Source organism: Streptomyces prunicolor, from assembly GCF_045162825.1.
Lineage (GTDB): Bacteria > Actinomycetota > Actinomycetes > Streptomycetales > Streptomycetaceae > Streptomyces > Streptomyces prunicolor.
The window spans coordinates 10,169,250-10,192,942 of record NZ_CP108676.1; the positions used below are offsets into that span (position 1 = coordinate 10,169,250).

The 23,693-nt window shown below is 69.7% G+C and carries 24 protein-coding genes and 1 riboswitch; of the genes, 12 read left to right on the forward strand and 12 right to left on the reverse strand.

The window, feature by feature from the left end; all coding sequences use genetic code 11:
- Positions 1 to 132: 132 nt before the first annotated feature.
- Positions 133 to 1,032, forward strand: coding sequence for a CU044_5270 family protein (locus OG588_RS45970; RefSeq protein WP_405952476.1), 900 nt, complete (start codon positions 133 to 135; stop codon positions 1,030 to 1,032).
- Here OG588_RS45970 and OG588_RS45975 read toward each other — a convergent pair whose 3' ends face one another.
- Both OG588_RS45975 and OG588_RS45980 read right to left on the reverse strand, forming a co-directional pair.
- Positions 1,033 to 1,881, reverse strand: coding sequence for a bifunctional 5,10-methylenetetrahydrofolate dehydrogenase/5,10-methenyltetrahydrofolate cyclohydrolase (locus OG588_RS45975; RefSeq protein WP_405952477.1), 849 nt, complete (start codon positions 1,879 to 1,881; stop codon positions 1,033 to 1,035).
- Between the two features lie 21 nt (positions 1,882 to 1,902).
- Positions 1,903 to 1,987: riboswitch (ZMP/ZTP riboswitch) on the reverse strand.
- Between the two features lie 50 nt (positions 1,988 to 2,037).
- The gene (locus tag OG588_RS45980; RefSeq protein WP_405952478.1) at positions 2,038 to 2,877 is read right to left on the reverse strand and encodes a hypothetical protein; all 840 of its coding nucleotides are present in this window, start codon (positions 2,875 to 2,877) and stop codon (positions 2,038 to 2,040) included.
- Positions 2,878 to 2,937: 60 nt separating this feature from the next.
- Here OG588_RS45980 and OG588_RS45985 point away from each other — a divergent pair, with 60 nt between their 5' ends.
- Positions 2,938 to 3,438, forward strand: a complete 501-nt coding sequence (locus OG588_RS45985; protein ID WP_405952479.1) for a MarR family winged helix-turn-helix transcriptional regulator — start codon at positions 2,938 to 2,940, stop codon at positions 3,436 to 3,438.
- 78 nt (positions 3,439 to 3,516) lie between these two features.
- On the opposite strand, the gene OG588_RS45990 is transcribed toward OG588_RS45985, so the two are convergent.
- The gene (locus OG588_RS45990; protein WP_393038023.1) at positions 3,517 to 3,882 is read right to left on the reverse strand and encodes a nuclear transport factor 2 family protein; all 366 of its coding nucleotides are present in this window, start codon (positions 3,880 to 3,882) and stop codon (positions 3,517 to 3,519) included.
- A gap of 171 nt (positions 3,883 to 4,053) precedes the next feature.
- Between OG588_RS45990 and OG588_RS45995 the strand changes: the two genes are divergently transcribed.
- Positions 4,054 to 4,350: a hypothetical protein gene (locus OG588_RS45995; protein ID WP_328675735.1), complete on the forward strand. Its 297-nt coding sequence runs from the start codon at positions 4,054 to 4,056 to the stop codon at positions 4,348 to 4,350.
- A 79-nt stretch (positions 4,351 to 4,429) separates the two neighbouring features.
- Here the strand turns inward: OG588_RS45995 and OG588_RS46000 are convergent, their stop codons facing one another.
- Positions 4,430 to 6,184: an ABC transporter ATP-binding protein gene (locus OG588_RS46000; RefSeq protein WP_405952480.1), complete on the reverse strand. Its 1,755-nt coding sequence runs from the start codon at positions 6,182 to 6,184 to the stop codon at positions 4,430 to 4,432.
- Positions 6,185 to 6,347: 163 nt separating this feature from the next.
- Here OG588_RS46000 and OG588_RS46005 point away from each other — a divergent pair, with 163 nt between their 5' ends.
- From OG588_RS46005 to OG588_RS46015, 3 genes are all read left to right on the forward strand, one after another.
- On the forward strand, positions 6,348 to 7,436 hold the full coding sequence (locus OG588_RS46005) for an S-(hydroxymethyl)mycothiol dehydrogenase (protein ID WP_405952481.1): 1,089 nt from the start codon (positions 6,348 to 6,350) through the stop codon (positions 7,434 to 7,436).
- Entirely contained in the window at positions 7,436 to 8,065 is a 630-nt protein-coding gene (locus tag OG588_RS46010) for an MBL fold metallo-hydrolase (RefSeq protein WP_405952482.1), read from the forward strand. Before OG588_RS46005 ends, OG588_RS46010 begins: the two co-directional genes overlap by 1 nt.
- Before the next feature lie 87 nt (positions 8,066 to 8,152).
- Positions 8,153 to 9,067, forward strand: a complete 915-nt coding sequence (locus OG588_RS46015; protein ID WP_405952483.1) for an SDR family oxidoreductase — start codon at positions 8,153 to 8,155, stop codon at positions 9,065 to 9,067.
- Between the two features lie 9 nt (positions 9,068 to 9,076).
- Here OG588_RS46015 and OG588_RS46020 read toward each other — a convergent pair whose 3' ends face one another.
- Positions 9,077 to 9,604: a hypothetical protein gene (locus tag OG588_RS46020; RefSeq protein WP_405952484.1), complete on the reverse strand. Its 528-nt coding sequence runs from the start codon at positions 9,602 to 9,604 to the stop codon at positions 9,077 to 9,079.
- Positions 9,605 to 9,654: 50 nt separating this feature from the next.
- Here OG588_RS46020 and OG588_RS46025 point away from each other — a divergent pair, with 50 nt between their 5' ends.
- Entirely contained in the window at positions 9,655 to 10,458 is an 804-nt protein-coding gene (locus OG588_RS46025) for an SDR family NAD(P)-dependent oxidoreductase (protein WP_405952485.1), read from the forward strand.
- Here the strand turns inward: OG588_RS46025 and OG588_RS46030 are convergent.
- Entirely contained in the window at positions 10,432 to 11,832 is a 1,401-nt protein-coding gene (locus tag OG588_RS46030) for a pyridoxal phosphate-dependent decarboxylase family protein (protein WP_405952486.1), read from the reverse strand. The genes OG588_RS46025 and OG588_RS46030 overlap by 27 nt on opposite strands.
- Positions 11,833 to 12,045: 213 nt before the next feature.
- Between OG588_RS46030 and OG588_RS46035 the strand changes: the two genes are divergently transcribed.
- Positions 12,046 to 12,744 carry a L,D-transpeptidase family protein gene (locus OG588_RS46035; protein WP_405952487.1) on the forward strand — a complete coding sequence of 233 codons (699 nt, stop codon included), beginning with the start codon at positions 12,046 to 12,048 and terminating at the stop codon, positions 12,742 to 12,744.
- Positions 12,745 to 12,790: 46 nt separating this feature from the next.
- On the opposite strand, the gene OG588_RS46040 is transcribed toward OG588_RS46035, so the two are convergent.
- From OG588_RS46040 to OG588_RS46055, 4 genes are read right to left on the reverse strand one after another with little or no spacing between them, the layout of a single operon-like run.
- A complete protein-coding gene (locus OG588_RS46040) occupies positions 12,791 to 13,990 on the reverse strand; it encodes a Gfo/Idh/MocA family protein (RefSeq protein ID WP_405952488.1) in 1,200 nt (399 codons plus the stop codon).
- Between the two features lie 58 nt (positions 13,991 to 14,048).
- Positions 14,049 to 15,392, reverse strand: coding sequence for an ABC transporter substrate-binding protein (locus OG588_RS46045; RefSeq protein ID WP_405952489.1), 1,344 nt, complete (start codon positions 15,390 to 15,392; stop codon positions 14,049 to 14,051).
- Positions 15,393 to 15,402: 10 nt separating this feature from the next.
- On the reverse strand, positions 15,403 to 16,359 hold the full coding sequence (locus OG588_RS46050; RefSeq protein WP_405952490.1) for a carbohydrate ABC transporter permease: 957 nt from the start codon (positions 16,357 to 16,359) through the stop codon (positions 15,403 to 15,405).
- Positions 16,360 to 16,374: 15 nt separating this feature from the next.
- Positions 16,375 to 17,292, reverse strand: coding sequence for a carbohydrate ABC transporter permease (locus OG588_RS46055; RefSeq protein WP_019064401.1), 918 nt, complete (start codon positions 17,290 to 17,292; stop codon positions 16,375 to 16,377).
- Positions 17,293 to 17,462: 170 nt separating this feature from the next.
- Between OG588_RS46055 and OG588_RS46060 the strand changes: the two genes are divergently transcribed.
- Positions 17,463 to 18,623 (forward strand): ROK family protein, encoded by a 1,161-nt coding sequence (locus tag OG588_RS46060; RefSeq protein ID WP_405952491.1) that lies wholly within the window; start codon positions 17,463 to 17,465, stop codon positions 18,621 to 18,623.
- 99 nt (positions 18,624 to 18,722) lie between these two features.
- On the forward strand, positions 18,723 to 18,908 hold the full coding sequence (locus OG588_RS46065) for a hypothetical protein (protein WP_019064403.1): 186 nt from the start codon (positions 18,723 to 18,725) through the stop codon (positions 18,906 to 18,908).
- 142 nt (positions 18,909 to 19,050) lie between these two features.
- Here the strand turns inward: OG588_RS46065 and OG588_RS46070 are convergent, their stop codons facing one another.
- Together OG588_RS46070 and OG588_RS46075 are read right to left on the reverse strand one after the other, a co-directional pair.
- On the reverse strand, positions 19,051 to 20,421 hold the full coding sequence (locus OG588_RS46070; protein WP_405952492.1) for a S1 family peptidase: 1,371 nt from the start codon (positions 20,419 to 20,421) through the stop codon (positions 19,051 to 19,053).
- A gap of 191 nt (positions 20,422 to 20,612) precedes the next feature.
- Entirely contained in the window at positions 20,613 to 21,626 is a 1,014-nt protein-coding gene (locus OG588_RS46075) for a hypothetical protein (protein ID WP_405952493.1), read from the reverse strand.
- A 25-nt stretch (positions 21,627 to 21,651) separates the two neighbouring features.
- Here OG588_RS46075 and OG588_RS46080 point away from each other — a divergent pair, with 25 nt between their 5' ends.
- Together OG588_RS46080 and OG588_RS46085 are read left to right on the forward strand one after the other, a co-directional pair.
- Positions 21,652 to 22,836, forward strand: coding sequence for a MalY/PatB family protein (locus tag OG588_RS46080; protein WP_405952494.1), 1,185 nt, complete (start codon positions 21,652 to 21,654; stop codon positions 22,834 to 22,836).
- Positions 22,837 to 22,929: 93 nt separating this feature from the next.
- On the forward strand, positions 22,930 to 23,688 hold the full coding sequence (locus tag OG588_RS46085; RefSeq protein ID WP_405952495.1) for a type 1 glutamine amidotransferase domain-containing protein: 759 nt from the start codon (positions 22,930 to 22,932) through the stop codon (positions 23,686 to 23,688).
- Positions 23,689 to 23,693: the final 5 nt, after the last annotated feature.

Consider the following 23,693-nt stretch of genomic DNA (forward strand, 5'->3'; position numbering starts at 1 on the left):
TTGGAAGTGCCGCGAGGTGTTGTCAGTCGTCTGCGGCTCCGTTGTGGCTGGTCGCGCCCACGCGGCGGAGCCGCAAATCGACACCGCCCGCGCCCCTTTGGGGCGCCACAGTCACCCTGAAGGAACATCGCCATGGCTGATGAGCTTGAACTCCTGCGTAGTGCCAACCCGTTCACTGGCGACGGGTCCCTCTACGGCGACGGGCCGCTGGACCATCACGCCGAGCGTCGGCTCAACGGGCTGCTGCATGACCGGCGTTCGCGGCGGCGTCGGTTGCTGTGGAGCCTTGCGGCCACCGCCGCCGTTGCCGCGACCGTACTCACCCTCGTGCTGGGCGGGCCGAGCAGTACCCCGGCGGTGGCTGCTCCCCGTGCGCTGACGGTGCAGGCGGGTTCCACGCCCGTATCCCTGAAGCAGCTCGCCGCCCTCGCCGTGGCGACTGCCGCCGACGGAACTCCCGTTCTGCGCAGGGGAACTCACGTGCAGTCATGGAGTCTCGGCATGTCCGACGACAAGCCGCCGGTCACCGTCCCCGAGGAACGCATCGTGCGCTGGAACGCGGACGACAGTCACACGGAACGTGTCGTCGAGGACGGGCATGTCCTCAAGGACACGACGTATCCGCCGAGTTGGAGCGACGTCCCGCCCGATGCCCGGCCCCCGCACGACGTGGCAGGACTGCGGGCGTACCTCCAGGAGACGGCGTACAGCAAGACGCCGTTGACCACCCCCGAACTCCTGTCGGCCGTGGGGGAGTTGCTGGACCACTGGACGCTCGGGGCGCGTGAGTCGGCGGCGTTGGCGCGGCTGCTCGCGGGGGCGGACGGATTGCGGCCGGTGGGGGAGGTGACCGACCGGCTCGGGCGGCACGGGGAGGCGTATGTGTATCAGCGGTCCGCCAGTCGGCTGATGCTGATCATGGACCCGGCCACCGGCGCCGTACTCGGACTGGAGAGCACCTTCACGAAGGACCAGCCCGAGTACGGGGTCAAGGCGGGGGACGTCATGGAGTACAGCGCGTGGACGCGCTGATCACACCCCGAGCTGCCGGGCCGCGGCGGTCACCGTCTGTTCCAGGAGCGTGGCGATCGTCATCGGGCCGACGCCGCCCGGCACCGGCGTGATCAACGAGGCGCGTTCGGCGGCGGATTCGAAGTCGACGTCACCGATGTTGCCCGCGTTGTAGCCGGCGTCGATCACGACCGCGCCGGGCTTGATGTCCTCGCCGCGGATCAGCCGGGGGCGTCCCACGGCGGCGACCACGATGTCCGCCTCGCGCACCACCGCCGACAGGTCCCGGGTGCGCGAGTGGCAGTACGTCACCGTCGCGTCGCGGGCCAGGAGGAGCATGCCGGCCGGCTTGCCGAGGATCGCGCTGCGGCCCACGACGACGGCACGCTTCCCGGACGGGTCGACGTCGTACTCGTCGAGCAGCCGGATGATGCCGCCGGGCGTGCAGGACACGAAGCCCGGCAGGCCGAAGCTCATCGTCGCGAACGACGCGAAGGTGACGCCGTCCACGTCCTTCTCCGCCGCGATCGCCTCGAACGCGGCCCGCTCGTCGATGTGTTCACCCATCGGGTGCTGGAGCAGGATGCCGTGCACGGTCGGGTCGGCGGAGAGTTCGTCGAGGGTGCCGACCAGTTCGGCGGTGGTCGTGGCGGCGGGCAGTTCCACGTGCCGGGACTCGATGCCGGCCTTGCGGCTGCGGTTCTGCTTCATCCGGACGTACGTGACGGAGGCCGGGTCCGCGCCGACCAGAACCGTCGCCAGACAGGGCGCCGTACCGGTGCGTTCCGTGAGGTCGGCGGCCTTCTTCGCGGTGTCCTCGACGATGCGCCGGGCGAGCGCGGTGCCGTCCATGAGCCGTGCCTGAGACATGATCCACTCCTGAGCTGGTTGACCAATCGCCCAGGCGCACGGCGTCGACTCCGCGTGGGCCGCTCCACGGTGGTGCTCCACCTCAGCGCCAGTCACGACCCACGAACAGCCTAACCGAGGGTCCTACGGCCGGCCCTACGGCCTGTCGTACGGCCCTCAGGCCCCGCTGTCCGCGGGCGCTGCCGTCGGGTCGACGCCGGCGAGGAATCCCCGGGCCTGTGCCGCGAGGCGTACGGCCCCGATGGCCTCCGCCCAGCGGGCGACCTCCGTCGCGAGCGCTCTGGCCCCGGCCTCGTCGCCGGAGTCCCTGGCCAGGACGGCGAGCAGCAGTTGCTGGGAGAGGGTGCCGGGGACCGTGCCCGCGGCGGCGCCCAGTGTGGTCGCCCGGCGCCAGCGGTCCAGGGCGCGGGCGTGGTCACCGGCGTCGTGGTCGTGGTCGCCGAGGTGGCGCAGGGCCTCGCGGGCCAAGAGTGGGTCGTCGACCGACTCGGCGGCGCTCAGTGCGGACGCGTAGTGGGGCGGCGCGCCCGCCAGGTCGGCGAAGTGGTTGTCGGTGATCAGGCCGAGGTACATCTCTGCCCAGCCCCGGCGTCCCTCGTCCGGCGCGCTGTCCCGCAGTGACTCCGCCTCGCGGCGCAGGGACGTGAGGGTCTCCGGATCCTTTCCGTCGGGGCCCAACCGCAGTCCGCCGTCTACGACGAGCAGGCGGCGGTAGGTGTTGCGCAGCCGTGCGAAGTCCAGGTCCCAGTCGCCGCCCGGGAACTCCTTCCCGGCCGCCTCGATGCGTGCCGTCGCGGTGTCCGTACCGGCGAACCAGTCCTGTTCCAGGGCCACTTGAGCGGCGGCACGGGCGATCTGCGCCCGGGACTCGGGATCATCGGTCGTGCAGGTGTCCAGGAGACGGGAGGCGCTCCTCCACCGGCTCGTCACGCTCAACTCGTGCGCGGCGGCGACGAGTTCTTCGACGGGTATGACCGCGTTCGCTGTGGATGTCATGCCGGGGAAGGTAGTTAGGCGAAAAACTATCCACAAGAAAACTACTGCGGGAGGCAGACGGTGGGAGAAGCGGTGGAGGACTCGGTCGACCGGCACGTGGCGGTCTGGGTGAAGGAACTCGCCTGGATGGACCCGGTGAAGGAGGCGATCTTCTTCCGGCTGGCGATCCTCGCGCGTCATGCCGGCCGGACGCGACGGGACATGCTCGACTCCGACGGACTCAAGCAGTGGCAGTACAAGGTGCTGCTCATGCTGCGCAGGCTCGGGCCGCCGTACGAGACGAGCCCCTCGCATCTCGCCGAGCTGCTCGGACTGACCCGGGGTGCGCTGTCCGCGCGGCTGGTGACCATCGAGGAGGCGGGGCTGATCGTCCGCACCCATGAGAGGGGGGACCGGCGGCGGGTGCGGGTGCGGCTCACCGACGCCGGATACGCCGTGTTCGAGCAGCATGCGGCGGCGGAGGAAGCGGGTGAGATCGCGCTGCTCGCAGCACTGACCCCAGCAGAGCGGCGGACGCTCGCAGACCTGCTGCGGAAACTGGTGCTCGCCGCCGAGTCGTAGCCGAGCGCGCAGGTACCGTGCTCGCCGAGAAGGTCCAGGTCAGACGGGTGCTGATCCGGACCTTCGGCACCAACCTCGCTATCCGTCCCATGCCTGGATCATGGTCTGCCGGGTGATCTTGCCATCGTGCAGCAGGAGCATCGACTCGGCGAGGACCCGCGCCCCGTCCGGGTACTGACACGATTCGCTGTAGGCGACCCGGTCTCCTTCTACGACGCATTCCTCCAGCTTGTGTGTCATGTCGCGGCTGTAGACGTCGGCGAGCATCGCGCCGATCTCGTCCCGGCCGTGCAGGACCTTGGGGTGACTGGGCTGGGTCTGGTGGTCGACGACGTGGATCTCGGCGTCGTCCGCGTAGAGCGACAGCAGTGTCGCCGCTGTGTGGTCTTCGATGCCCCGGCGCAGGGCTTCGGAGTCGAAGCCGGGGCGTGCCGCGGTGCCCATGGTGACCTCCTCGGAGGGCCGCGGCCCACACAGGAGCGAGCCGCGACGGGCCTCTCCTACGAGACTCCTCCGTCGCGCCGGGGTCGGCAAACGCAGCGGCGCGCTCCGCCTCACGGGTGAGCGGCGGCCGGTACCCGTGACCGCGCGGGGACCGGCCGCGTTGCTGAGGGCATGATCTCAACACGACGTATTGCCGCCGCCGTTGGTCTCGCCGTCGGGGTCACCGGCCTCGTCGCGCCGATGGCGAACGCCGCCGACGCGCCCGCCTTCAAGGACGGCAAGGTCAGCCCCGTCGCCCTGCTGGACTCGCTCGCGGTGAGTGAGATCCCCGCCGAGCACCAGGCGGAGATCCCGAAGGTGGCCAGTCAGCTCCAGGGCATGAACCACCTGAACGACCTCCAGCAGCTGCACCAGGTCACCGACATGGCCGCGCCGGTCACGGGACTCCTCCCCAGCATCGAGCCGTGAGCCCGCAGCACTGATCCCGCTGAGCACACAGACCTTGAGGGCCGTCCGGAAACGGGCGGCCCTCAGCCGTTGTGCGAGGTCAGCCCGTCGTCGCCAGGAACTGCGTCGCCGCCAGCTCCGCGTAGAGCGGGTCGGCGGTCACCAGCTCCCGGTGCGTGCCCACCGCGCGGACGCGGCCCGCGTCCATGACCACGATCCGGTCCGCCATCGTCACCGTGGACAGCCGGTGCGCGACGACCAGGACCGTCGTCGTACGGGCCACATCGGCGACGGTATCGCGCAGGGCCGCCTCGTTCACCGCGTCGAGCTGCGAGGTCGCCTCGTCGAGGAGGAGCAGCCGGGGGTGGCGCAGGAGCGCGCGGGCGATGGCCACGCGCTGGCGTTCGCCGCCCGAGAGGCGGGTGCCGCGGTGGCCGACCAGGGTGTCGATGCCCTTCGGGAGGCGGGCGATGAGGCCGTCGAGGCGGGTCGTCTTCAGGACGCGGGTGACGGCGTCGTCGTCCGCGTCCGGGTTGCCGAGCAGCAGGTTGTCGCGCAGGGAGCCCGACAGGACCGGGGCGTCCTGCTCCACATAGCCGATGGCGGACCGGAGCCCGGACAGCTCCCACTCCGCGAGGTCCCGGCCGTCGAGGGTGATGGCGCCGGACTCGGGGTCGTAGAAACGCTCGATGAGGGAGAACACCGTGGTCTTGCCCGCGCCGGACGGGCCGACGAACGCCGTCATGCCCTGGGCCGGTACCTCGAAGGTCACGCCGTGGTGGACATAGGGGAGGTCGTCGGCGTAGCGGAAGCGGACGTCGTCGAAGGCGAGGGCCGCGGGTTCCGCGCCGGGGGAGGGCAACTGGGCCGGCAGGGACGGGGGTTCGGCCGGGAGGCGCAGCGCCTCCTGGATGCGGGAGAGGGCCGCGGTGCCCGTCTGGTACTGCGTGATCGCGCCGACGACCTGCTGGATCGGCTGCATCAGATAGAAGACGTAGAGGAGGAACGCGACCAGTGTGCCGACGTCGATCGCGCCCGTCGCCACCCGTGCGCCGCCCACCGCGAGGACGGTGATGAAGGCGACCTGCATCGACAGTGCCGCCGTATTGCCCGCGGCGGCGCTCCACTTGGCGGCCCGCACACTCTGCCGCCACGACTCCTCGGCCGCCGCGTGCAGGGTGCGTTCCTCGCGCTCCTCGGCGCCGGACGCCTTCACCGTGCGCAGCGCGCCCAGGATCCGCTCCAGCGAGGCGCCCATCACGCCGACCGCGTCCTGCGCCTGCCGGCTGGCCCGGTTGATGCGCGGCAGGATCAGGGTGAGCACGGTGCCCGCGCCCGCGATCACGGCCAGGGTGACGCCCAACAGCACCGGGTCAACGATGCCCATCATCACGACAGTTGCGACGAGCGTGAGCCCTCCGGTGCCGAGCCCGACCAGCGAGTCGGTGGTCACCTCGCGCAGCAGAGTCGTGTCCGAGGTGATGCGGGCCATCAGGTCGCCGGGCTCACTGCGGTCCACGGCGGAGATCCGCAGCCGCAGCAGATACGACGACAGCTTGCGTCGGGCACCGAGCACCACCGACTCCGCGGTACGCCGCAGAACGTATGAACCCAGCGCGCCCAGCGCCGCGTTGGCGACCACCAGCGCCGACATCGCGAGCAGCGCCCCGGTGATCGTCCGATCGTGCGACAGGTCGTCGATGAGTCCCCGCGCCACCAGCGGCAGCAGCAGCCCGGTGCCCCCGGTGACCAGCGAGAGCAACGCGCCCGCCAACAGGGCCCAGCGGTGCGGCCGTACGTAGTCGAGGAGCAGCCGCCAGGCCGGCGGGGCGCTCTGAGTCCCTGCGATGCTCACGCTGCTCCTCGGGAATCGGTCGGAGCATTCAGGCTACGTCGGTCGCCGACCGGGATGGGCGGGACGGTGGCGGTGACGGCCGTGGCGGCACGCGTGGGCCTTACCGATCAGTCACGCGTAGGGTCGTAGGCAGGGACAACGGCCGACGAAAGGGTTCAGGACCATGGCGCAGGAAGTACGCGGCGTGATCGCACCGGGCAAGAACGAACCGGTCCGGGTCGAGACGATCGTCGTGCCCGACCCCGGACCCGGAGAGGCCGTGGTGAAGGTACAGGCCTGCGGGGTCTGTCATACCGACCTGCACTACAAACAGGGCGGCATCAGCGACGACTATCCCTTCCTGCTCGGGCACGAGGCCGCGGGCGTCGTGGAGTCGGTGGGGGAGGGCGTCACCGATGTCGCCCCCGGCGACTTCGTGATCCTCAACTGGCGTGCCGTGTGCGGGAATTGCCGCGCCTGTCTGCGTGGCCGCCCCTGGTACTGCTTCAACACCCACAACGCCAAGCAGAAGATGACCCTCGCCTCGACCGGCCAGGAGCTGTCCCCTGCCCTGGGCATCGGCGCCTTCGCCGACAAGACGCTCGTGGCCGCCGGACAGTGCACCAAGGTTGATCCCGCCGTCTCTCCGGCGGTCGCCGGACTGTTGGGCTGCGGGGTCATGGCCGGGATCGGTGCGGCCATCAACACCGGCAACGTCGGGCGCGGTGACACCGTCGCGGTCATTGGGTGCGGTGGCGTCGGTGACGCGGCGATCGCCGGGTCCCGGCTCGCCGGTGCGGCGAAGATCATCGCCGTGGACATTGATGACCGCAAGCTGGAGAAGGCCCGCTCCATGGGGGCCACGCACACCGTCAACTCCAAGGCGAGCGACCCCGTCGAGACGATCCGCGAACTGACCGGCGGCTTCGGCGCCGATGTCGTCATCGAGGCGGTCGGCCGCCCGGAGACGTACAAACAGGCCTTCTACGCCCGCGACTTGGCGGGCACGGTCGTCCTCGTCGGTGTCCCGACCCCGGAGATGAAGCTCGAACTCCCGCTGCTGGACGTCTTCGGGCGCGGTGGCTCGCTCAAGTCGTCCTGGTACGGAGACTGCCTGCCCTCCCGGGACTTCCCCATGCTGATCGATCTGCATCAGCAAGGACGCCTGGACCTGGCCGCGTTCGTGACGGAGACCATCCAACTCGACGAGGTGGAGAAGGCGTTCGAGCGGATGCACGGCGGCGATGTGCTGCGTTCGGTGGTGGAGCTCTGATGGGCACTCGCATCGAACACCTCGTCACCTCGGGGCAGTTCAGCCTCGACGGCGGTACCTGGGACGTCGACAACAACGTGTGGATCGTCGGCGACGACCACGAGGTCGTCGTCATCGACGCCGCCCATGACGCCGACGCGATCCTCGCGGCGATCGGCGACCGCCGGCTGACCGCGATCATCTGCACCCACGCCCACAACGACCACATCGACGCGGCGCCCGAACTCGCCGACCGCACCGGCGCGACGATCTGGCTGCACCCCGACGACCTGCCGCTGTGGAAGCAGACCCACCCCGACCGCGACCCCGACGCGCATCTCGCCGACGGCCAGGTGATCGAGGCCGCTGGCGCCGACCTGAAGGTCCTGCACACGCCTGGGCACGCGCCCGGCGCGGTGTGCCTGTACGACCCCGGGCTCGGCACGGTCTTCACCGGCGACACCCTCTTCCACGGTGGGCCCGGGGCCACGGGACGGTCGTACTCCCACTTCCCGACGATCGTCGACTCCATCCGCGACCGGCTGCTGACCCTCCCGCCCGAGACGAAGGTGCTCACCGGGCACGGCGACTCGACGACCGTCGGGGCGGAGGCCACGCACCTGGAGGAGTGGATCGCGCGGGGCCACTGAGACACCGCCGAATACCCGACAGAAGGTGTCCGGCTTCTCCTGCACGATCGGCATGAACACAGGTCGAACGAGCACGGGAGGTCGGACATGCTGGGTCCACTGGAAGGCAAGGTCGCGCTGGTCGCGGGGGCGACGCGCGGAGCGGGGCGCGGGATCGCCGTGGAGTTGGGCGCGGCCGGCGCCACCGTCTATGTGAGCGGCCGTAGCACCCGCGCCAAGCGTTCCGAGTACGACCGGCCGGAGACCGTCGAGGACACCGCCGACCTCGTCACCGCGGCCGGCGGTCAGGGCATCGCCGTACCCACCGACCACCTGGAGCCCTCGGCCGTACGGGCCCTCGTCGACCGGATCGACGACGAACAGGGCCGCCTCGACCTCCTCGTCAACGACATCTGGGGCGGCGAGCACCTCTTCGCCTGGGACACCCCCGTCTGGGAACACGACCTCGACAAGGGGCTCCACCTCCTCCGGCTGGCGGTCGAGACGCACGCGATCACCAGCCACCACGCGCTGCCCCTGCTGCTGCGCAGGCCCGGCGGCCTGGTCGTCGAGATGACCGACGGGACCGCCGACTACAACCGCGACACCTACCGCGTCTCCTTCTTCTACGACCTCGCCAAGTCGTCCGTCCTGCGCATGGCCTTCGCCCTCGGCCACGAACTCGGCCCGCGCGGCGCCACCGCCCTCGCGCTGACCCCGGGCTGGCTGCGCTCGGAGATCATGCTCGAACAGTTCGGCGTGGGCGAGGACAACTGGCGCGACGCCCTGGAACGCGTCCCCCACTTCGCCATCTCGGAGACCCCGCGCTACGTCGGCCGCGCCGTCGCCGCCCTCGCCGCCGACCCGGAAGTGGCCCGCTGGAACGGGCAGTCACTGTCCAGCGGAGGACTCGCCCCGGTGTACGGCTTTACGGACGTGGACGGGAGTCGGCCGGACGCGTGGCGGTACCTGGTGGAAGTGCAGGACGTGGGGAAACCGGCGGATGTGACCGGGTACCGGTGAGCTGAGAGATCATTCCGGGACCGTCAACCAGCGGCCCGAGTGGCCGGGCGGCAGTGCCAGGTCGTCCCGTACGGCCGCGTAGTAGCCCTCGCGGCCGGCACGCTGACGGTCCATCAACTCCCGCCAGGCGTCCGGGTCGTGGGTCTCCGTGCGCATGAACCGCTCCATCTCCATCACCGCGGTGACCCACACCCGAGCCTGCTCCACCACCTGCGGACTCCCCAGCAGGATCAGCGCCTCACCGGAGGGATCGCGGCCCACGGTCGCCTCGGCCAGCAGTGGTTCCGCCTCTGTCAGGTTCAGCGGGTGCGGGTGCGGGTCGTTGCCGAGATGGGACGCGACCCGGTAGGTCAGGGTCACGGACTTCTTCAGCGTCCGGGCGTACTCGGCGTACACCTCCAGCCGCCGCTCCTCCCAACGGGCCGTCCGCTCACGGCGGAACCTCGCCCGATCACCCCGCACGATCGCCACGTACGAGCCGAGGGCGCCGATCACGACACCGATGAGCGCGGGCAGTTGCTGTAAGAACGCGTGCATGTCCGCACGCTATCGGCCGAGTTGATCGTTGCGGCAGTACGTTCGGGGTCATGACTGACACAACGCGCTTCCAGGGGTACGGAGTTCTCGTCACCGGTGCGGCCCGCGGTATCGGCGCTGCCATCTCCCGGCGGCTCGCGGAGGAGGGGGCGCGGGTGCTGGTGGCCGACGTCGATCTGCCCGAGGCGGAGAAGACGGCGGCGGCACTGCGCGAACTCGGTCCGGCGGCAGAGGCGTTGGGCTGTGATGTGGGGGACCGGGAGGCGGTGGAGCGGGCCGTCGCCCGGGCCGTCGAGTCCGTCGGGTCGCTCGACGTCCTGGTCAACTGCGCCGCGCACTGCACGCCCGACGTCCCGCTCTTCGAGGACGAACCGGACGACGAGTGGGCGCGTGACCTCGACATCACGCTGTCGGGAACGTTCCGCTGCTGCCGCGCCGCACTCCCGCACCTGGTCGCCTCGGGACGCGGGGCGATCGTCAGCATCGGTTCCGTCAACGGCGCCCAGGACTTCGGCAACCACGCCTACAGCGCGGCCAAGGCCGGGCTCACCTCGCTGACCCGCACGCTCGCCGGACACGCCGCCCGGCGGGGTGTGCGGGTCAACCTGGTGGTGCCGGGCACGGTCCGCACCTCCGCGTGGGAGGGGCGGGACACCGAACTGGACCTGTTGAGCGGGCTGTATCCGCTCGGCCGGGTCGGTGAGCCCGAGGACATCGCCGCGGCTGTCGCGTTTCTCGCCTCGCGCGACGCCTCCTGGATCACCGGCACCACCCTCACCGTCGACGGAGGGGTCACCGCGGTGGCAACCGGGTTCCGCAGGGCTCTGTCAGAGCAGGCGGGCGAGGGGCGGTGAGGCAAGCGTCGCCAGCACCCGGTCCGTATCGGCCTCGGACGTACGCCAGTTGCTGAACGCGGCGCGCAGTGCGGGTGTCCCGTCGTAGACCGTCGGGGTCAGGAACGCCTCGCCGGTGGTGGACACGGCCTCGGCGATCGCCGCCACCCGCTCCTGCGTGGGGTTCTCGGCGAGGGTGAAGCAGACGACGTTCAGTCGGACCGGCGCCGACAGCCGCAGGCCCGGGAGCGCGGCGATGCCCTCGCCGAGACGGTGGGCGAGGGCGACGTTGCGCTCGACGATCTCGCGGTGCCCGGCGCGGCCGTAGGCCAGGAGGGAGAACCAGGCGGGGAGGGCGCGCAGTCGGCGGGAGTTCTCGGGGGTGAGGTGCAGGAAGTCCGGGTCGCCGGTGGGCAGGCCCAGGTACGGGGACGCGTTGTGGAACACCCTGGTCTGGAGGTCACGGCGGCGGGTGAACTGGACGGCCGCGTCGTAGGGCACGTTGAGCCACTTGTGGAGGTCGACGCAGACCGAGTCGGCCGCGTCCAGGCCGTCGACGAGGTGGGCGTACGTGGGGGAGAGCGCGGCGAAGCCGCCGAACGCGGCGTCCACGTGCAGCCAGAAGTCGTGCCGTTCCTTGAGGGCCACGATCGCCCGCAGGTCGTCGAAGTCGACCGTGTTCACCGTGCCGGCGTTCGCGACGACGATCGCCGGGCGGCCGTCCAACTCGGCCAGGGCGGTGTCCAGTTGGGCCACGTCGACGGCCTCGCGGCTGCCGGCGAGTACGGGCACGTGGCGCAGCCGGTTGCGGCCGATGCCCAGCACGGACAGTGCCTTGGTGACGCTGGAGTGCGGGCTGCCGGAGAGCACGTCGACCGGGCCGAGCGCGGCGAGCCCGTCCCGGGACACGTCCACGCCCAGGCGCTCGCCGAGCCACTCGCGGGCGATCGCAAGGCCGACCGTGTTGGACATGGTCGCGCCGGTGACGAAGGCCCCGGAGTGCGCCCCGCCCAGCCCGAACAGCTCGCGCAGCCAGCCGACCGTCTCCCGCTCGAGCGCCGCCGCCCAGGAACCGGCCGCCCCGGACACGTTCTGGTCGTACGTACTGGTCAGCCAGTCCCCGGCGACCGACGCGGGCGTCGCACCACCGGTCACGAAGCCGAGGTAGCGCGGGCCCGCCGACCCGGAGAAACCGGGCGCCCACCGCTCCGCGAACCGGGTGAGAGCCGCCTCGCCACCGGCCCCCTCGACCGGCAGCGGCTCCCGGTCGGGCGCCTTGCCGAGCCGGACGACCGGCCGCTCCGCCACCCCGCCCAGCTCACGGGCGGCGATATCGCGGGCGGACTGGAGGAGCGCGGGGAGCCGGGAGAGATCGTCGGCGAGAGTGCGGTGCATGAGCGGCAGCGTAGGCGGAGGTGGCAGGTGGGGTATCGGGCCACTTTCGGGGAACTGGACTGGTGAGTGGGCAGCGGCCACCGGTGCGCACGCTGACCGTCGAGCGAGGAATGTCACCGTTTCGTCGCAGCGTGACCCGGGCTACAACCTCGACCGCCATACTCCGGTCTAGGTGGCAGAGATCGCAGTTCTTGCTGAGGGGGAGGGTTCGACATGGGGGACATACGCAGACGAGGTGCCGTGGTGCTCGGTATCACCGGGCTGGTGGCACCGCTCACGCTCGCGCTGGGCAGCGCTCCGGCGCAGGCGGCGACGAGCTGTACGACGCAGAAGGGGCCGTACCAGAAGCAGGTGGAGAAGTTCCTCGGCCGGCCGGTCGACGGGAAGCAGTCCGCCGCCGACTGCAAGGCCATCAAGGCCTTCCAGACCAAGCACGGCATCACGCCGAACATCGGCTACGCCGGGTCCGTCACCTGGGGCGTGATGGACCTCATGAACAAGCAGAAGGCCGTGGGCAACAAGCCCAACAGCGCCGGCAAGTGCCCGACCAACAAGGGCCGTATCGCCTGCGTCAACCTCACGCTCCAGATCAGCTGGATCCAGGACGGCAGCCGACTCGTCTACGGCCCGGTCCCGGTGCGCACCGGCCGCAACGGCTACGAGACCCGCACCGGTCTGAAGAAGATCTACTGGCGGGACATCGACCACGTCTCGAACATCTACAACGTGCCCATGCCGTACAGCCAGTTCTTCGACGGTGGCCAGGCCTTCCACTCGGTCAGCCTCAGCATGTGGAACCCGCCGGGCTCGCACGGCTGCGTCAACATGACCAAGACCACCGCCAAGAAGTACTGGTCGCTGCTGAAGAACGGCGACGACGTCTTCGTCTACGGCCGCAAGCCGGGGACCTGACAGTCAGTCACCCGGCTTGCGCACCAACGCCGTTACCGGGGCGCGTCTACTCTGGCGCGTCCCCGAAGTCCGGGATCTCCAGCCTCGCCCCGCCCTGCCGTGCCGAGTCGTGCGCGATGACGCCCGGCAGGGTGTAGCGGGCCGCGACCCACGCGTTCACGGTGGGCAGGGTACGGGAGTTGACCGCGGTCACGAAGTCGTCCGCCAGGAAGTGGTGGCTGCCCTCGTGGCCGTTGTGCAGGTTGTCGAACTCCCGCGGCAGCCGCGACCGGTCGTGCACCGGCGCCGAACCCGAGGTGAAGGCGGCACGGAGGTCCGGCGCGATGTGCTGAAGTGACGGATCGTCAGGAGACATGGTGGGCTTGGGCTCCAGCAGCTCGCTGATGTCCTGCACCCCCTTCTTGTCCTGCCAGAAGGCCACCGTCGCGAGCTGCTCCATGCTCGCCTCCGTACCGAAGAACCGGAAACGCGACTCCCGGATCTGCGAGGGATAGCCCACCCGCCGGAACTCGTTCGTACGGAACGAACCGCCGCCCGCCACCTCGAACAGCGCGGTGGCGTTGGAGAAGTCGTTGCCGAACTGGCTGACCTCCTTGTCGAAGACACCGTCCCCGCGCTCGTCGACGACACCGATCGCCGACACGCTCACCGCGTGCGTCTGCCACGCGCCGAGCACTCCGCCCACCGAGTGCGTCGGGTACAGCAGCGGCGGATAGCTGGCGGTGGCCTTCCAGCCCTCGCCGCCGCTGTACTGGTACGCCTCGTAGAACCCCAGATCCATGTCGTGGACGTAGTCGCCCTCGGCATAGAAGATCCGCCCGAAGGCGCCCTCCGCGATCTGGTTGCGGGCGTGCACGGTCGCCGGGTTGTACTGACTGGTCTCGCCCATCATGTACGTCAGTCCGGTCGCCTTGACCGCGTCGATGATCGCCGCGATCTCCTCGGTGCTGATCGCCATGGGGACCGCGGAGTACACGTGCTTGCCGGCGCCCAGCGCCTGGAGGACCAGGGGGCCGTGCGTCCAGCGCTGGGTGAAGATCGCGACGGCGTCGACGGCCTTCGAGTCCAGCATCGCTTCGTAGGAGGGGAAAGTGCCCGCCAGCCCTTGTTCGGCGGCCAGTTGCTCCGCCCGCTCCGGCAGGAGGTCGGTCACATAGACCTCGCTCACGCCCGGGTGGGCCTGGAACAGTCTGGCGAACTGGCCCGAGAACTGGCCTGCTCCGACGATGCCGAGGGAGAACGTCATAGGTGCGTGTCCTTCTCTGACGAGGATTTCACTGACGCGTGAGTCGTCGACCGACGCGTCACTGACCGAGGATGAAGTTGATCTGCTTGTTGGTCTTGCCCAGGGCGCTGACCGGTGCGTCATTGGCGTAGACGTCCTGCATGGCGGGGCGCATCAACGCGTACACGTCCGCCGAGTAGTTGGTGATCGGGAAGGAGAAGGTGGAGAAGTCCTTCTTGTCGGCGACCGGCCGCGTGAAGGCCGTGACGTCGATGCCCTTCTTCTTGTAGGCGGCGACGGCTGCCTTCGTGCCGTCCGGGGTCGCGGGGAAGACGATGCCGTAACTCCCCACCGTCTTCTGGCAGTTGTCCGATGACAGGTAGGTCACCCACTTTCGCGCGCCCGCCTTGTTGGGGGCGTTCTTGGTGATCGAGTCGGCCAGTCCGTTCATCATGGTCGCCCGTTTCCCGGTCGGACCGGTAGGGGTGTACGCGGTGCCGATCTTGATGCCCTTGGCCGCGGCGTACGTGGAGATCATCCAGGCGCCGTCGAAGGCGGTTGCCGCCTTGCCCCCCGCGATCTGTACGTTGGGCGGGTTGGCGCCGTCGCTGTAGTCCGTGAACGGCGCGAGATAGCCCTTCTTCGCCAGGCCGAAGTACCACTTGACCGTCGCCTGGTAGGTCTTGCTGTCGTACTGGTACTTGGTGCCCCAGCGGGTCTTGTCCGTGTAGTTCCAGCCGGCCGAGGCGGTGAAGGGACTCCACGTCGTCTGGCCGTCGGAGTCACCGGCGCCGCCGGTGGCCATGCCGTACACCTTGACGTGGTGCTTGTCGAAGCCCGGTTCGTCGCCGCGCTTGCCGTTCTTGTCGATGGTGAGGTGGGCGATGGCCTTCTCGAAGGTGCCGCCGTCCGTCGGGTTCCAGGAGAGGCTGTTGAGCTGAGCGGCGCTCAGGCCGGCCGACTTGGCCATCTTCTGGTTGTAGAAGAGGGCGACCGTGTCCCAGTCCTTGGGCGTGCCGTACTGATGTCCGTCCTGGCCCTGCCAGTTGGCGGCGAGCCCGGGCTGATAGGCGGACGCGTCGATATTGAGGTCGTCCAGCGGCTGGAGCACCTTCAGGTCGGCGAACTGGCCGAACTTCTGGATGTGGTCGGTGAACACGTCCGGCTGGGTGCCGGCGATGAAGCTCGCGGTGAGCTTGGTCCAGTAGTCGCCCCAGCCCAACTGGGTGATTTTCACCTTGAGTCCGGGGTTCTGCTGCTCGAAGCCCTTCGCGCAGGCCTGGTAGGCGGGGAGCTGGTTGGCGTCCCACAGCCAGTACGTCACCGTGTTGGAGGCCGAGCCCACGGAGTCGCCCTTCGCGCAGCCCGCCGTCAGGGACAGCGCGAGCGCCCCGGTCAATGCCATGACCGTACGAAATCGCATGCCCTGCCCCTTACTTGATTCCGGTGAAGCTGATGGAACTCACGATGCGGCGCGCGAACACCCCGAAGAGAACGAGCATCGGGAGCGCGGCGATCAGGGTCGCGGCCATCAGGCCCGACCAGTCGTAGCCGCTCTGCGGGGTCTGCGAGCGGAAGATCGCCAGCGCCACCGACAGCACGCGGGAGCTGTCGCTGTAGGACACCATCAGCGGCCAGAAGTAGTCGTTCCAGGACGTGATGTACGTCAGCACACCCAGGGTGAGGACCGGCGTGGACGCCATCGGCAGCAGGACCCGGAAGAAGACGCGGATCTTGCCCGCGCCGTCGAGCAGGGCGGCCTCCTCGACCTCGCGCGGGATGTTCATGAAGAACTGCTTGAGGAAGAACACCGCGAACGGCGTCATGAACATCGTCGGCAGCGCGATCCCCAACAGGGTGTCCACGAGACCGAGTTGCTTGATGAGGACGAAGTTCGGCAGCAGGGTGAAGATCGCCGGCACCATCAGCCCGGCCAGGAAAAGACCGAACATCCGGTCCCGGCCGCGCCAGCGGAGCCGGGCGAAGGCATAGGCGGCCATCGCGGAGAAGAACACCTGGCAGACGGTGACCAGGGTCGAGACGACCACCGAGTTGAGCAGATAGCGCCAGAACTTCAGCCCGCCGCCCGAACCGCCCTGTGCGATCGCCTCCTTGGTCGACTGGAGACCGAGTGCCCGCTCGAAACCGCCGGTGGTGAAGTCGACCGGCAGCGGGTCCGAGGGGTGGGCGGCGAGCCCGGCGTTGGTGGAGAGCGCGGTGCGCAGGATCCAGTAGAAGGGCAGCAGCGTGATCAGCATGATCGCGGCCATCGCGACCCAAGCGGCGACCTTGCCGACGGAGGGCCGGGGCCGGGGCGGCCGTACGATCTCCTGCTTTGCCGTAGGCGCAGGGGTGTTGGGGACATTGGGCGTGGTGGTCAGGGTGGCCATGTCGACTCCTTCCGGTCAGCCGAGGTCGGTCTGGCCGGCGCGGGTGAGCCGGTACTGGAGGAACGTGATCGCGCTCAGCACGATCAGCAGGGCCACGGACATCGCGGACGCGTAGCCGAACTGGAAGCGCCCGAAGGCGGAGCCGTAGATGTAGTACTGGAGGACGTTCGTCGCGTTCGCCGGGCCGCCCGCGGTGGTCACCGCGACGGTGTCGAACACCTGGAACGAACCGATCACCGTCATGATCAGCACGACCGCGAGCACCGGGCGCAGCAGCGGCATCGTGATCCGCCAGAACATGCGCCACTCGCTCGCGCCGTCCACCTTCGCCGCCTCGTACATGTCGCCCGGGATGGCCTGCAGCCCCGCGAACAGCAGCAGCGCGGTGTAGCCGACATGCCGCCACACGTTGATCAGGGCGATCGTCGGGATCGCCCAGGTCTTGTCGGCGAGGAAGGGGATGTGGTCGAAGCCGAGCCCGCCGATGATCTCGTTGCCGATGCCGAGCTGGGTGTCGAGGATCCACAGCCAGACGATGCCCGCGACGACGTTCGACATCAGGTACGGCGTCAGCACGATCCCGCGCAACAGGGCGGACTGGGTGAGCCGTTGGAGCAGAACGGCGACGGCGAGGGCCGTGACCGTCTGGATGCCGATGTTGATGAGCACGTACTCGACGGTGACCTTCAACGACGACCAGAAGATGGGGTCGTGGACCATCCGGTCGTAGTTGTCGAGGCCCACCCACTTCGCCGGCGTCAGCAGGTTGAAGCGGGTGAAGCTCAGATAGATGCCGCGCAGGGTCGGCCAGAGCAGGAAGACCAGGAAGCCCAGCAGGGCCGGGGCGATGAAGACCGCCGCGAGCCGTCCGTCGCCGCCGTCTTCACGGGCCCGCGGCCTGCGGGTCGGGGGACTGCTTGAGGCGATGGTCATCTGGAGACTCCCTTGTCTACGACGGCTCGTCCTCGGGCCACTTACTTTCGTCACGAAAGAATCCAGGCGTCAATAGCTATGCACAGGTCTTTTCTGTGCCGGATCTCGGCCGTAGAGTGGTCGTGTTACTTCCATGATGGAAGAAAGAGACCTGTGGGAGTGTGACCCTCATGACCACACGTGCCGCCAGCTGGCAGCCGCTGAGCCCCGGTGAACGCTCGGTGGCGATCGAGGTGCTCGTCCATGGCCCGCTGTCGCGCACCGACCTCACGCGCCGGCTCGATCTCTCGGCGGGCAGCCTCACCCGCCTCACCAAGCCGCTGATCGAATCAGGCCTGCTGGTCGAGGTCCCCGACGGCGGCGGCCCAGCCGAGGTCCGCCAGGGCCGCCCCTCCCAACCCCTCGACGTGGTCGCCGAGTCCCGCACCTTCCTCGGCTTCAAGGTCACCGAGGACATGGTCTACGGCGTCGTCACCACCCTCCGCAGCGAGATCGTCGCCCGCCTCGACCGGCCGCTCACCACTCACGACCCCGCTCAAGTGGCCGATCTGCTGGGCGAGATGACCGGTGAGATCACCGCCCGGTTCCGCACGCTCACCGGTATCGGTATCGGCGTCGGCGGACTCGTCCAGGACCGTGCCGTGGTGGGGGAGTCGCCCTTCCTGCAGTGGAGCGACGTCCCGCTGGCCCAACTCGTCGAGGAGCGCACCGGGTTGCCGGTCGTCGTCGAGAACGACGTGGCCGCCCTCGTCGAGGCCGAGACCTGGTTCGGCGCCGGGCGCGGCCTCGACCGCTTCGTCGTCCTCACCATCGGCGCGGGCATCGGCTACGGCCTCGTCCTCGGCGGCAAGCGCGTGCCGTACGCGGAGGAGGACCGCGGGTTCGGCCGCCACTGGATCCTGAACCCCAACGGCCCGATCACCCCGGCCGGTCAACGCGGCAGCGCCGTCTCGCTGTTGACCATTCCCAGCATCCGCTACCAGATCCGGGCCGCCACCGGACTCGACCTCACCTACGAGGAGATCCTCGCCCGCGCCGCCGCCGGTGAGTCCATGCCCGCCCGTGTCATCGACGAAGCGGCCCGCGCGCTGGGCACGTTGGTCGCCCAGATCGCCAACTTCGTGCTCCCGCAGAAGATCCTGCTCGCCGGTGAGGGCGTCGGTCTGATCGACGTGGCCGGCAAGACGGTGGACGACACGCTCCGCGCCCACCGGCATCCACTGGCCGCCCCGCTCGACGTGGAGACGAAGGTGTCCGACTTCCACGACTGGGCGCGTGGCGCAGCGGTGTTGGCGATCCAGGTGCTGGTGCTGGGTGTGGCCGAAGTGTGAATTGCGTTACGGGGCTTGACAGATGACGTGATCAGCAACACGGTCCGATATGTCCGGTTCGCTCGCGATTACTCACATCGCCTTCACCTTGGGCGACGTATGCTTCACACCATGTCCACCAGCGTTGAATCAGCCACCGAGCGATCGGCAGCCGAGGTCAACGAGGAGATCAGGGCCCTGTGGCACCGATCGGGCGGGACACTGAGCGTCGAACAGCGCGAGGAGTACCGACGGCTTGTGATGGAGTGGGCCGCCGCGGCTCCCCAGTCGGCCGAGGCGGCCTGAGCGTCACCGCTGTCGACCGACGCAGGTGTCGTTGTCGGTATCCCGCCGCCCGGCCTTCCTCGTGACCCCGGTCCAGCCGGTCGAGCCCCTGTCGACCCGACCGAACCGACCCCCGATCACCCCGACGAACTTCCTTGAGTGATCAGCCCCACATCGCCGAGTAGTGCCGCTGGAACGCCTTGCGGTCCTGCTCCGCGCGGATCCAGCGCGTCGCCACCAGCGCGATCAGGCTTCCCGCGATCACCAGCAGACCGGGACCCACGTTCTTCGGGTCCGTGAGCCGGGCCGCCAGTGTCGTCGACTCCCCCGCCGTGGTGTTCGTCGCCGGCGCGGAGGTCCCGGGCGTGACCGAGCCGGCGGCGGCCGCGCCGGCAGCGGCCGAGGCGGACGGCGCCGGGGAGGCAGCCGTCTTCGGCGCCACCAGCAGCTTCACGTTCAGCGCGGCCAGCGCCTTGGTCAGCGGCTGGAAGAACGTCGTACCGCCCGCCGTGCAGTCGCCGCTGCCGCCCGACGTCACGCCCAGCGCGATGCCGTTGGCGAACAACGGGCCGCCGCTGTCGCCCGGTTCGGCACACACCGTGGTCTGGATGAGACCGGTGACCGTGCCCTCCGGGTAGTTCACCGTCGCGTTGAGCGCGGTCACCTCGCCGTCGTGCAGCCCGCTGGTGCTGCCGCTGCGGAACACCTTCTCGCCCACGGCCGCGTCGGCCAGGCCCGTGATCGTCACCCCGCTGCCGTTGCCGATCGCGACGACGTCCGCGCCGTCGCCCGCCGAACCGCTCGCGTACTGCACCAGGGAGAAGTCACTGCCGGGGAAGTTGTCGGAGACCGTCTTGCCCAACTGCTGATCGCCCTGGTTGTTGGCGAACCAGATGGACCCGACCGGCCCGCAGTGCCCGGCCGTGAGGATGAAGTCGTTCGTCCCGTCGGTCACGTTGAAGCCCGCCGAGCAGCGCCCGCCGGTCGACAGGATCGGCTGCGCGCCGTTGATCCGGGTCGTGAACTTGCCCTGCGTGCGCTGCATCTGGACCGAGGCGCCGATGGCTTTGGCGACCTTCGTCATCGCCGTCCAGGCGGTGGTGGAGACGCTGCTGTCGGCCTCGACCAGCACCCGGTTGTTCCGGTAGTCCATCGCCCACGCGGTGCCCGGCACCTTGGGCGCCGAACTCAGCGTGCCGGCGGCCGAGTTCAGCTCGTTCATGCTGTACCGCACGACCTTCGCCTCGGCGCCCGTCTTCGTCACCTCGGCCGCGGTTTTCGCATCGGTCACCGCGACGACCGTACGGCCGCCGGTGTCGACCCAACTGCCCGCCGTACGGGCCGAACCGAGCTTCGCCGCCAGAGCGGAACCCTTGTCCGCGGGTGTCTGTGGCGCGCTGAGCGTGGCGGCGGACGTGCCGGAAGAGTCGCTGGCCATGGCCGCCTGGGTGACCATGGCACCTCCCAGCAGGAGTCCGCCGACGGCCGCCAACCGTGTAACTCGCCGGATGACCCGTCGTCGTGCGTGCCTCATGCCTGGCTCCCGAACCCCGATCGTGCGGTGCCGAACACCGCGGGGCGCTCCGGTCGTTGAGTGCCCTTCCTCCATACGTGGCCCGGCGCTGTCGCGTTCACCGGAGGGCGGATCGGATAGGGGATCGGGCAGAGGATCGGATGGGGAATCAGGTGGCGGATCGGTTTCGGGTCCCGTGTCCAACGGGCGGTCTACACCGCCGAGTTGGCCTCGGCCGTGCCCAGCCGGAGCCCGCTGCCCTCGTCGCCCCAGACGGAATCCGTGCCGACGTACGGGCGGAGCAGCGCGGTGAGGGCCGGGTCGCCGCGACCGTTCAGCTCGTCCGAGGCGAGCTTGCGGGTGATACCGGCGAGGAAGTCGGCCAGTTGCACCCGTGCGTCGGACCGGGCGGCGACGAGTTGTACGTTGCTCAGTGGGGCCGCCTCCATGATCCAGGCGATCCGCTCAGGGGTGAGCATGTTCTGCCGGTCGTGCACCAGACGGACGGGCCGGCCTTCGGCGAGCCAGTACCGGGCCGTGCTGACGATCGCGGGGAGCAGGGGATTGAGGACGGGGAAGAGCACGGGGGAGTCCCGCATCCGCTCCCGGTAGGACTCCGCGCGCGACCGGGACCGGGCCGCCGCGAGCCGCCCGACGATCACGCCCGCGGTCGTACCGGAGTACTCGTCGCGCAGGGCGTCGACCGTACGGAAGAAGACGTCGGTGGGGACGGTCGCCGCGGCGTCGTTCCTGACGCGGAGGAGTTGGTTGGAGGCGGTGAGGAAGTCCCGCCAGTCGCGCTCGCCGAAGGTCCGGGGTCCTTCCCGGAACAGGGTGATCGCCTCGGGGCCGTCCCTGTCCCTGTCCCTGTCCCCGTCCCCGCCTTCGCCGAGCAGCAGGTCGACGGCGCGGTTCACGACGAAGAACGTCTTCTCGATCAGATGCACATGGGCGTTACCGTCGCGCAGTGGTCCGGCGGGGTCGAGGAATGACTCCAGCACCGCCCGGTGCTTGTCCCGCAGCAGATGGTTCGCCTTGTACTCCGTTGCCGGCGAGCGGATCCGGTGCCGTATCTCCTGCACGTACGCGGCGGCAGTCTCCACGGGGAGCCGCACGCTCGCGTGGGCGAAGACGTCGGTGTTCCCGCCCGTGAGGTTCTCGCCGTCCGAGCCGGACTCGTCGCAGGCGATCTCCATCAGGGCGCCGTTCTCAGGATTCCCGGTCATCGCACATCCCCCTATCTTGAGCCTCATGACCAGCATCCCGCAGGACACGTCCGGTGAACCGAATCCCCTGCGCGCCCTCACGCTCGATCGCCTGCGCCGTCGTACGAGCATGAAGTGGCGCACGTATCCGGAGGACGTGCTGCCCGTGTGGGTGGCCGAGATGGACGTACCGCTCGCGGAACCGGTGGTCCGCGCGGTCACGGACGCGCTGGCGCTCGGCGACACGGGCTATCCCGCCGGTACGGCGTACGCGGAGGCGCTGGCCGGGTTCGCGGAGAAGCGGTGGGGCTGGGACGGGCTCGCCGTGGAACGCACGCGGATCGTGCCGGACGTCATGCTGGGGGTCGTCGAGATGCTCCGGCTGGTGACCGGTGCCGGTGACGCAGTGGTGGTGAACCCGCCCGTGTATCCGCCGTTCTTCCAGTTTGTGGAGCACATGGACCGGCGGGTGGTGGAGGCGCCGCTGGGGGCGGATCTGCGGATCGACCTCGGCGCGCTGGAGGACGCGTTCCGGCGGGCGGTCGCGGGCGGGCGACGGGCCGCGTATCTGCTGTGCAGCCCGCACAACCCGACCGGTACGGTGCACACCGCCGACGAGTTGGCCGCCGTCGCCGCCCTCGCCGAGCGGTACGGCGTGCGGGTGGTGGCCGACGAGATCCACGCGCCGGTCGTCGCCGCGGGCGCGAACTTCGTGCCGTATCTGAGCGTGCCGGGCGCGGAGAGCGGTCTGTCGCTGATGTCGGCGTCCAAGGCGTGGAACCTGGCCGGACTCAAGGCGGCCCTCGCGGTCGCGGGCCCCGAGTCGGCCGCCGACCTGGCCCGCCTTCCGGAGGAGGTCGGCCATGGCCCGAGTCACGTCGGGGTGATCGCCCATACGGCTGCGCTGCGCGACGGTACGGGGTGGCTGGACGCACTGCTGGCCGGCCTCGACGACAATCGACGGCTCCTCGCGGACCTGCTCGCGGAACATCTGCCGACGATCGGCTACCGCCCTGCCGAGGCTACGTACCTCGCTTGGTTGGACTGCCGTGCGCTCGGCCTCGGTGATGATCCGGCGGGGGTCTTTCTGGAGCGGGGGCGGGTGGCGGTGAGCCCGGGGATCGACTTCGGGACGGGGGGAGTTGGGCATGTACGGCTGAATTTGGCGACGTCGCCGGAGGTGATTGCGGAGGCGGTGCGGCGGATGGGGATGGGTTCCGAGGACATGTGACACTTGGGTCCCTGACTGTCACATGTCAGCGCAGGAGGTGTGCCGGGTGGCCGTGCTGTCATGGACACCCACCCCGGCTGCCATGATGACCCCATGCGCGTGCTGATGCCGGTCCCCGACCGGGACTTCGACGTCACCGAGGTCGCCGTGCCCTGGCGGCTGCTCACCGATGCCGGGCACGAGGTCGTGTTCGCCACCGAGCGGGCCGGGACCCTGCCCGCCGCGGATCCCCGGCTGTTGACCGGCGTTCTCTTCGGGCAGCTCGGTGCCGAGGACGAACCCAAGCGGTTCTACCAACAGCTCACCGCCGCACCGGAGTTCAGCGCCACTGTCGCGTGGGCGGACCTGGACGTGACCCGCTTCGACGGACTGCTGCTGCCGGGTGGACACGCGCCCGGTATGCGCCAGTACCTGGGGTCGCCTGCACTACAGTCCGCAGTCGGGGAGTTCTGGAAGTCGGGTCGGCCTGTCGGCGCCATCTGTCACGGCGTTCTCGTGCTGGCCCGTACCCGCGACGCGGACACCGACCGCAGCGTCATCGCCGGACGCCGTACGACCTGTCTCCCCAAGTACATGGAACGTACTGCCTACTTGACCACCGCCTGGCGCCTCGGCCGCTACTACCGCACCTACCCCGCCTACGTGGAGGACGAGGTGCGGGCCGCCCTCGGCGACCCGGGCGCACAGTTCGAGCGCGGGCCCAAGGAGCTCACCCGGCGCGGCACCGCGAGCGACGACGCCCACGCGTTCGTCGTACGGGACGGCACCTATCTGTCGGCGCGCTGGCCCGGCGATGCGTACCTGTTCGCCCGCCGGTATCTCGATCTCCTTCGAGAAGCGTCGGGTGCTTAGACTGC

Excerpts from the sequence above, each read along its gene's own strand:
- OG588_RS45970 (WP_405952476.1), top strand. The coding sequence starts at position 133 with ATGGCTGATGAGCTTGAACTCCTGCGTAGTGCCAACCCGTTCACTGGC.
- OG588_RS45975 (WP_405952477.1), bottom strand. The coding sequence starts at position 1,881 with ATGTCTCAGGCACGGCTCATGGACGGCACCGCGCTCGCCCGGCGCATC.
- OG588_RS45980 (WP_405952478.1), bottom strand. The coding sequence starts at position 2,877 with ATGACATCCACAGCGAACGCGGTCATACCCGTCGAAGAACTCGTCGCC.
- OG588_RS45990 (WP_393038023.1), bottom strand. The coding sequence starts at position 3,882 with ATGGGCACCGCGGCACGCCCCGGCTTCGACTCCGAAGCCCTGCGCCGG.
- OG588_RS45995 (WP_328675735.1), top strand. The coding sequence starts at position 4,054 with ATGATCTCAACACGACGTATTGCCGCCGCCGTTGGTCTCGCCGTCGGG.
- OG588_RS46005 (WP_405952481.1), top strand. The coding sequence starts at position 6,348 with ATGGCGCAGGAAGTACGCGGCGTGATCGCACCGGGCAAGAACGAACCG.
- OG588_RS46010 (WP_405952482.1), top strand. The coding sequence starts at position 7,436 with ATGGGCACTCGCATCGAACACCTCGTCACCTCGGGGCAGTTCAGCCTC.
- OG588_RS46015 (WP_405952483.1), top strand. The coding sequence starts at position 8,153 with ATGCTGGGTCCACTGGAAGGCAAGGTCGCGCTGGTCGCGGGGGCGACG.
- OG588_RS46020 (WP_405952484.1), bottom strand. The coding sequence starts at position 9,604 with ATGCACGCGTTCTTACAGCAACTGCCCGCGCTCATCGGTGTCGTGATC.
- OG588_RS46025 (WP_405952485.1), top strand. The coding sequence starts at position 9,655 with ATGACTGACACAACGCGCTTCCAGGGGTACGGAGTTCTCGTCACCGGT.
- OG588_RS46030 (WP_405952486.1), bottom strand. The coding sequence starts at position 11,832 with ATGCACCGCACTCTCGCCGACGATCTCTCCCGGCTCCCCGCGCTCCTC.
- OG588_RS46035 (WP_405952487.1), top strand. The coding sequence starts at position 12,046 with ATGGGGGACATACGCAGACGAGGTGCCGTGGTGCTCGGTATCACCGGG.
- OG588_RS46040 (WP_405952488.1), bottom strand. The coding sequence starts at position 13,990 with ATGACGTTCTCCCTCGGCATCGTCGGAGCAGGCCAGTTCTCGGGCCAG.
- OG588_RS46045 (WP_405952489.1), bottom strand. The coding sequence starts at position 15,392 with ATGCGATTTCGTACGGTCATGGCATTGACCGGGGCGCTCGCGCTGTCC.
- OG588_RS46050 (WP_405952490.1), bottom strand. The coding sequence starts at position 16,359 with ATGGCCACCCTGACCACCACGCCCAATGTCCCCAACACCCCTGCGCCT.
- OG588_RS46055 (WP_019064401.1), bottom strand. The coding sequence starts at position 17,292 with ATGACCATCGCCTCAAGCAGTCCCCCGACCCGCAGGCCGCGGGCCCGT.
- OG588_RS46060 (WP_405952491.1), top strand. The coding sequence starts at position 17,463 with ATGACCACACGTGCCGCCAGCTGGCAGCCGCTGAGCCCCGGTGAACGC.
- OG588_RS46065 (WP_019064403.1), top strand. The coding sequence starts at position 18,723 with ATGCTTCACACCATGTCCACCAGCGTTGAATCAGCCACCGAGCGATCG.
- OG588_RS46070 (WP_405952492.1), bottom strand. The coding sequence starts at position 20,421 with ATGAGGCACGCACGACGACGGGTCATCCGGCGAGTTACACGGTTGGCG.
- OG588_RS46075 (WP_405952493.1), bottom strand. The coding sequence starts at position 21,626 with ATGACCGGGAATCCTGAGAACGGCGCCCTGATGGAGATCGCCTGCGAC.
- OG588_RS46080 (WP_405952494.1), top strand. The coding sequence starts at position 21,652 with ATGACCAGCATCCCGCAGGACACGTCCGGTGAACCGAATCCCCTGCGC.
- OG588_RS46085 (WP_405952495.1), top strand. The coding sequence starts at position 22,930 with ATGCGCGTGCTGATGCCGGTCCCCGACCGGGACTTCGACGTCACCGAG.